Source organism: Catellatospora methionotrophica (assembly GCF_011297335.1).
GTDB lineage: Bacteria > Actinomycetota > Actinomycetes > Mycobacteriales > Micromonosporaceae > Catellatospora > Catellatospora methionotrophica.
Genome location: NZ_JAAOTJ010000049.1, coordinates 1 through 5,955, shown reverse-complemented (window position 1 = coordinate 5,955; position 5,955 = coordinate 1). Strand labels below are relative to the sequence as shown.

Here is a 5,955-nt window from a genome sequence, read left to right as displayed (position 1 = left end):
CCCGCCCCTGGCGGGCCGGGCCGCCCCACCCCTGGCGCAACTCTTAAAAACTCGCGGCCTCAGGACTGTCCTGAGGCCGCGAGTTTTTAAGAGTTGCCGCGCGAACCGCACGAAGAGGTCAGGGGCGGAGTTCGGCGATGCAGCACTTGACGCTGCCGCCGCCCCTTTTGAGCTCGGCGAGGTCGACCAGGACGGGGTGGTAGCCGGCGGCGGTGAGCTTGGCGGCGAAGGCGGTCGACTCGGTGTTGATGACGACGTTGCGGCCGTCGCTGACCAGGTTGAGGGCGAACGCGAGGGCGTCGGCCTCGTCGGCGACCACGGCGTTCGGGAAGAGCTGCGCGATGACCCGCTGCGACGCGTCGGAGAACGCGCCAGGGTAGTAGGCGATGTTCTCGTCGTCGAGCACGGTCAGCGCGACGTCGAGGTGGTAGAAGCGCGGGTCGACCAGCTTCAGCGAGATCACCGGGCGGCCCAGGGCCTCGGCGGCCTCGGCGTGCGCGGCGGGCTCGGTGCGGAAGCCGTACCCGGCGAGCGCGATGCCGCCGTGGGCGTCGGGCAGGTAGGCGAAGTCGCCCTCGCCCTCGTTGGTCTGGGTCGGCGCCACGAAGGCGTACTCGTCGCGGGACTCGTAGAAGGCCCGGTGCGCGGCGGCCTCGTCGGCGCGCTGCGGGTAGCGGAACTTCGCGCCGTACGCGACCCCGTCGACGACGAAGCCGCCGTTGGCCGCGAAGACCATGTCCGGGAGCCCGGCCTGCGGGGTGAGCAGGTGCACCGTGTGGCCGAGGTCGACCATCGTCTGGCGCAGCGCGTCCCACTGCTTGACCGCGAGCGCGGTGTCCACCGGCGCGGTGGTGTCCATCCACGGGTTGATGGCGTACTCCACGACGAAGTGCTCCGGGGCGCACATCAGGTAGGTGCGCGGACGGGACTGCCGGGCGGTGGGGATCAAGTCACGCTCTGTCACGATCAGCAAGGTTACGCACCCGGGCCGCCGCCCAGTAGCGCGAAGGATTGCGTCCTTACGCTGGTCTGTTGCGTCTTCGCGCCTTCGGGCGGCGGTCCGTTGCGTGACATGGCAGGTTCATTTACGGAAGCGTGGCGACGGACCGTGACGGGTCACCGGAAACGGAACAAGCGCAGCGAATTCGTCACCACGAAGATGCTGCTCAGCGCCATCGCGGCGGCGGCCAGCACCGGCGTGACCAGGCCTGCCGCGGCCAGCGGCAGCGCGGCCACGTTGTAGGCGAACGCCCAGAACAGGTTGCCCTTGATCGTGCGCAGGGTGGCCCGGGACAGCCGGATCGCGTCGGCCGCGACCGTCAGCTCCCCGCGGACCAGCGTCAGGTCCGCGGCCTCGATCGCCGCGTCGGTGCCGGTGCCCATGGCCAGCCCGAGGTCGGCGGCGGCCAGCGCGGCCGCGTCGTTGACCCCGTCGCCGACCATCGCCACCGTGTGCCCCTGCTCCTGCAGGCGGCGTACGGCGTCGACCTTGCCGGCCGGGAGCACCCCGGCGATGACCTCGTCGATGCCGACCTCGGCCGCGACCGCTCGGGCGGGACCCTCGGCGTCGCCGGTCAGCAGCACCGGCCGCAGCCCGAGCCGTGTGAACTCGGCCACCGCGGCAGCCGAGCCGGGCTTGACGGTGTCCGCCACCAGCAGCCACCCGGCGAACTCGCCGTCCAGTGCCACCGCGACCGCGGTCCGCGCGCCGTCGGCCGGAGCCTGACCGAGCACGACGCCCCGTTCGGCGAGCAGCGATCCGCGTCCGACCAGCACCTTGCGGCCCTCGACGACGCCCTGCGCGCCCAGGCCGGGCAGGGACTGGAAGTCGCGCACCGCACCGGGGGCGATGCCGTGGACGGCCGCTCCGTTCACCACGGCGCGGGCGATCGGGTGCTCGGAGGCGTGCTCGACCGCTGCGGCGTACCGCAGCAGGTCCTGCTCCTGGACCCCGGCGGCCGGGAGCGTGCCGGCCAGCGTCATGACGCCGGTGGTGACCGTGCCCGTCTTGTCGAGCACGATCGTGTCGACCCGGCGAGTGGATTCGAGCACCTCGGGGCCCTTGATCAGGATGCCGAGCTGGGCGCCCCGGCCGGTGCCGACCAGCAGCGCGGTCGGCGTGGCCAGGCCGAGCGCGCACGGGCACGCCACGATCAGCACCGCCACCGCCGCGGTGACCGCCGCCGAGGTGACCCCGCCGTCGTACGCCGTCCAGAACGCGAACGTGCCCACCGCCAGCCCGATCACCACCGGCACGAACACGCTGGAGATCCGGTCTGCGAGCCGCTGCACGGGCGCCTTGCCCGACTGCGCCTCGGTGACCAGTTTCGCCATCTGCGCGAGCTGGGTGTCCGCGCCGACCCGGGTCGCCCGCACGACGAGCCGCCCGCCCGCGTTGACCGTCGCGCCGGTGACCGCGTCGCCGACCCCGACCTCGACCGGCATGCTCTCGCCGGTGAGCAGGGCGGTGTCCAGCGCGCTGCTGCCCTCGACGATCACGCCGTCGGTCGCGATCTTCTCGCCGGGGCGCACCACGAACAGGTCGCCGACCGCGAGCCGGTCCACCGGGACCCGCTGCTCGACGCCGTTGCGCAGCAGCACCGCGTCCTTCGCGCCCAGGTCCAGCAGCGCCCGCAGGGCCGAGCCCGCCCGCCGCTTGGCCCGGTGCTCGAACCACCGCCCGGCCAGCAGGAACGTGGTCAGCGTGGTGGCCACCTCCAGGTAGAGGTGCATGCCCGGATCGTCGCCACGGGCGGCCAGCCAGGTCAGCGACATGGTCATGCCCGGCATGCCCGCACCGCCGAGGAACAGGGCCCAGGCACTCCAGCCGTACGACACCAGCACGCCGAGGCTGATCAGTGTGTCCATGGTGGCCGCGCCGTGGCGCGCGTTGAGCGCCGCCGCCCGGTGGAACGGCCACGCGCCCCACACCGCGACCGGGGTGGCCAGCGTGAACGCCAGCCACTGCCAGTGGTTGAACTGCAGCGCCGGGATCATGCTGAGCAGCACCACGGGCAGCGTCAGCAGACCGCTGATCAGCAGCCGCTGCCCGAGCGGGTCCGGTTCGGGCCGCGCGGCCTCGTCGGCGGCGGGAGCGGGCTGCGGCACGGCGGCCGTGTACCCGGTGGCCTCGACGACCTTGATCAGGTCGTCGACGGAGACGGTCTCCGGGTACGTCACGTGCGCGGTCTCGGTGGCGTAGTTGACGGTGGCGGTCACGCCGTCCACCCGGTTCAGCTTCTTCTCCACCCGTCCGGCACAGGTGGCGCAGGTCATCCCGCCGATGTCCAGCTCGATGACGTTCGCCTGCCGCAGGTCCATGACCCGTCGCCCCCTACTTGACTTCCAGCGTGTACTGCGCCGTGCGGACCTTGCCGCCCACCGAGTAGTCGAAGAACATCCGGTAACGCCCCGGGCTCGGCGCGGCGAGCCAGAACTTCACGCCGCCGTTGACCAGCGCGGGCTCCGGGTGCACGTGCACGTAGGCCAGGTCCAGCTCACGCAGCACGACCAGGTGCCCGAACGAGCCGAGGTAGGGCTCCAGCGTGGCGGTCGCCCCGCCCTGCTTGACCGTGAACAGCATCGGCTGGCTGGCCCCGATGACCGGGGTCCCCTCGTAGCCGACGGTCAGGCCGTCGGCGGAGGCCTCCCGAGCCGCCGCGGGCAGCGGCTGCGGGCGGTAGTCACCGGCGACGGTCAGGTCGGTGCCGAGCGCGATGGCGGTCTGCGTGCCGCCTGCGGCGACCGCGGTGAAGTCGGCGTACGCCCGCCAGGGGCCCGCCGTGGCCAGGTCGGCCCGCACCGTCCAGACGCCGTCGGCCGCCATCGTCGGGTGCAGGTGCTGGTAGCCGGTCATGTCCCGGCGCACCACGACCAGGTGCAGCGGCTTGTCGTGCACCACCGCGAAGTCGGTGACCGGTTTGCCGTCCGCCCCGTTGACCACGAACGTGAGTTGCTGCGGGCCGGGCGCGTCGAACACCGTCGCCGCCGGGGCCAGCGTGTAGCCGCCGCTGCTCACCGCCAAGCCGCCGACCTCGGAACCGGCACTCGCGCCCGGGGCGTGCACGTGTGCGCCGCCCATGCCCATCGCGTCGGTCGACGCGGCCGGGGCACCGGTGGTGGCCCCCTGGGTCGGGCTCTCGGCCGGGCCGAGCACCTTGCCGAGGGTGAACCCGACGACCAGCGCCACGATCAGCCCGCCGACGAACATGCCGAGCTTGGTGCCCGCCGTGTCGCCGGGGCGGGCCGCCTGGGCGCGTACGACCGGGGCCTGCGCGGGCGCCTCTGCCGTCCGCTGCTCAGGCATCGACGCCGGCCAGCTGGTAACCCGCCTCGTCGACCGCGTTGCGCACCTCGTCGAGCGGCAGCACGGCGTCGCTGACCACGGCCGCGTTGCCGGCGGCGAGGTCGATCTCGACCTCGCGCACGCCGGGCAGCGCGGTCAGCTCCCGGGTCACCGCACCGGCGCAGTGCCCGCAGGTCATTCCGGTGATCTGGTATGTCGTGCGAACGGACATCGCGGTCTCCCTACGACCTATGACCGGACCAGGCGAGCGATCGCCTCGGTGGCTTCCTTGACTTTGGCGGCCGGGTCGCCCTGCCGGGCGGCGTCCACCACGCAGTGGTTGAGGTGGCCCTCCAGCAGGCCGAGCGCGACGGCCTGGAGGGCCCGGGTGGCGGCGGAGATCTGCGTGAGGACGTCGACGCAGTAGGTGTCCTGCTCGACCATCCGCTGCAGCCCGCGAACCTGCCCCTCGACGCGCTTCAGCCGCGCGAGCAGCGCCTGCTTGTCGTCGTCATGGGCGTAACTGACCGGGGTCTTCTCCGTGCTCTCCACGATTTCACCATACCCCCTGGGGGTACCCTCGCCAAGACGCGCCGAGTGTCGCTCGACACCTCTCCCCGACCACGTTGCACCGATCATGCACTTTTGTCGTTATAGACCACGTGTCGTACTCCGCCACGCGCCGCCTCGTGTTATGGGCAGGCGCGACGATGATCGCGTCGACCGTGCTCCTGGCGGGCGGCGCACACGCGCAACCGTCGAACGCCGACCTCGACCGCCAGATCCGCACCAAGTCCGACCAGCTGGAGCAGGTCGTGGAGAAATACCACGACATCCACGAGGACCTCAAGACGACGGCCGCGCAGACCGGGGTCCTGCAACGGCAGATCCAGCCGCTGAAGGAGCAGATCAACTCCCGTCGCGGCGCCGTAGGGCGGCTCGCGGCCGCCGGATACCGGTCCAGCCGGTCCATGTCGCTGTCACTGCTGCTCGACGCGGGCACCACCCGCGACGTCGTGGACCGGCTGCTGCTGATGAAGTCGTACACCCAGCACCAGCAGCGCGAGATCGACGAGCTGGCGCTCACCTCGGAGCGCTACGCCACCGCCCGGCGCACCCTGGACGCCCTGCTCGAACAGCAGAAGAACCAGCAGACGCAGCTCGGCCGCCAGCGCGCCACGATCGAGTCCGCGATCGCGGACCTCAAGAAACTGCGCGTCAAGGCGTACGGCCCCACCGGGCAGCTGGCCCGCACCGAGGACCGGGCGAAACCACCGGTGCCCAGGCTGGCCGGAGCCAGCGAGAAGGTGCTCAAGTTCGCGCTCGCCCAGATCGGCAAGGACTACCAGTGGGCGGGCGAGGGCCCCGGCGGGTTCGACTGCTCAGGGCTGGTCGCCGCCACGTTCCGCACCATCGGCATCCAGCTGCCGCACAGCTCCGGCCGCCAGCAGCAGCGCGCCCGCACCATCACCCGAGGCCAGCTCGTCCCCGGCGACCTCATCTTCTTCTACCGCGACGTCCACCACGTAGGCATCTACCTGGGTGGCAACAAAATGGTCCACGCCCCCCAATTCGGCGAACAGGTCCGCGTAGACCCCATCGACTCCCTCCCCATCAACAGCTACGGCCGCGTAGTCCTCTCCACCCCCTGACCCCCACCCACCCCGCCC

The 5,955-nt window shown here is 71.9% G+C and carries 6 protein-coding genes; 1 reads left to right on the top strand and 5 read right to left on the bottom strand.

From position 1 onward, the window contains the following. Positions 1-118: 118 nt before the first annotated feature. From ddaH to HAV40_RS38770, 5 genes are all read right to left on the bottom strand, one after another. Complete coding sequence (gene ddaH / locus HAV40_RS37805; RefSeq protein WP_338076465.1) at positions 119-964, bottom strand: dimethylargininase; 846 nt, start codon at positions 962-964, stop codon at positions 119-121. 152 nt (positions 965-1,116) lie between these two features. Then, positions 1,117-3,321: a heavy metal translocating P-type ATPase gene (locus HAV40_RS37800; protein ID WP_166389131.1), complete on the bottom strand. Its 2,205-nt coding sequence runs from the start codon at positions 3,319-3,321 to the stop codon at positions 1,117-1,119. Positions 3,322-3,334: 13 nt separating this feature from the next. Next, entirely contained in the window at positions 3,335-4,306 is a 972-nt protein-coding gene (locus HAV40_RS37795) for a hypothetical protein (protein ID WP_239086998.1), read from the bottom strand. Then, the gene (locus tag HAV40_RS37790; protein ID WP_166389130.1) at positions 4,299-4,517 is read right to left on the bottom strand and encodes a heavy-metal-associated domain-containing protein; all 219 of its coding nucleotides are present in this window, start codon (positions 4,515-4,517) and stop codon (positions 4,299-4,301) included. The genes HAV40_RS37795 and HAV40_RS37790 overlap by 8 nt, the downstream gene beginning before the upstream one ends. Positions 4,518-4,534: 17 nt before the next feature. Then, a complete protein-coding gene (locus HAV40_RS38770) occupies positions 4,535-4,837 on the bottom strand; it encodes a metal-sensitive transcriptional regulator (RefSeq protein ID WP_275413532.1) in 303 nt (100 codons plus the stop codon). Positions 4,838-4,995: 158 nt separating this feature from the next. Here HAV40_RS38770 and HAV40_RS37780 point away from each other — a divergent pair, with 158 nt between their 5' ends. Next, positions 4,996-5,937: a C40 family peptidase gene (locus HAV40_RS37780; RefSeq protein ID WP_166389128.1), complete on the top strand. Its 942-nt coding sequence runs from the start codon at positions 4,996-4,998 to the stop codon at positions 5,935-5,937. The last annotated feature ends 18 nt before the right edge of the window (positions 5,938-5,955 follow it).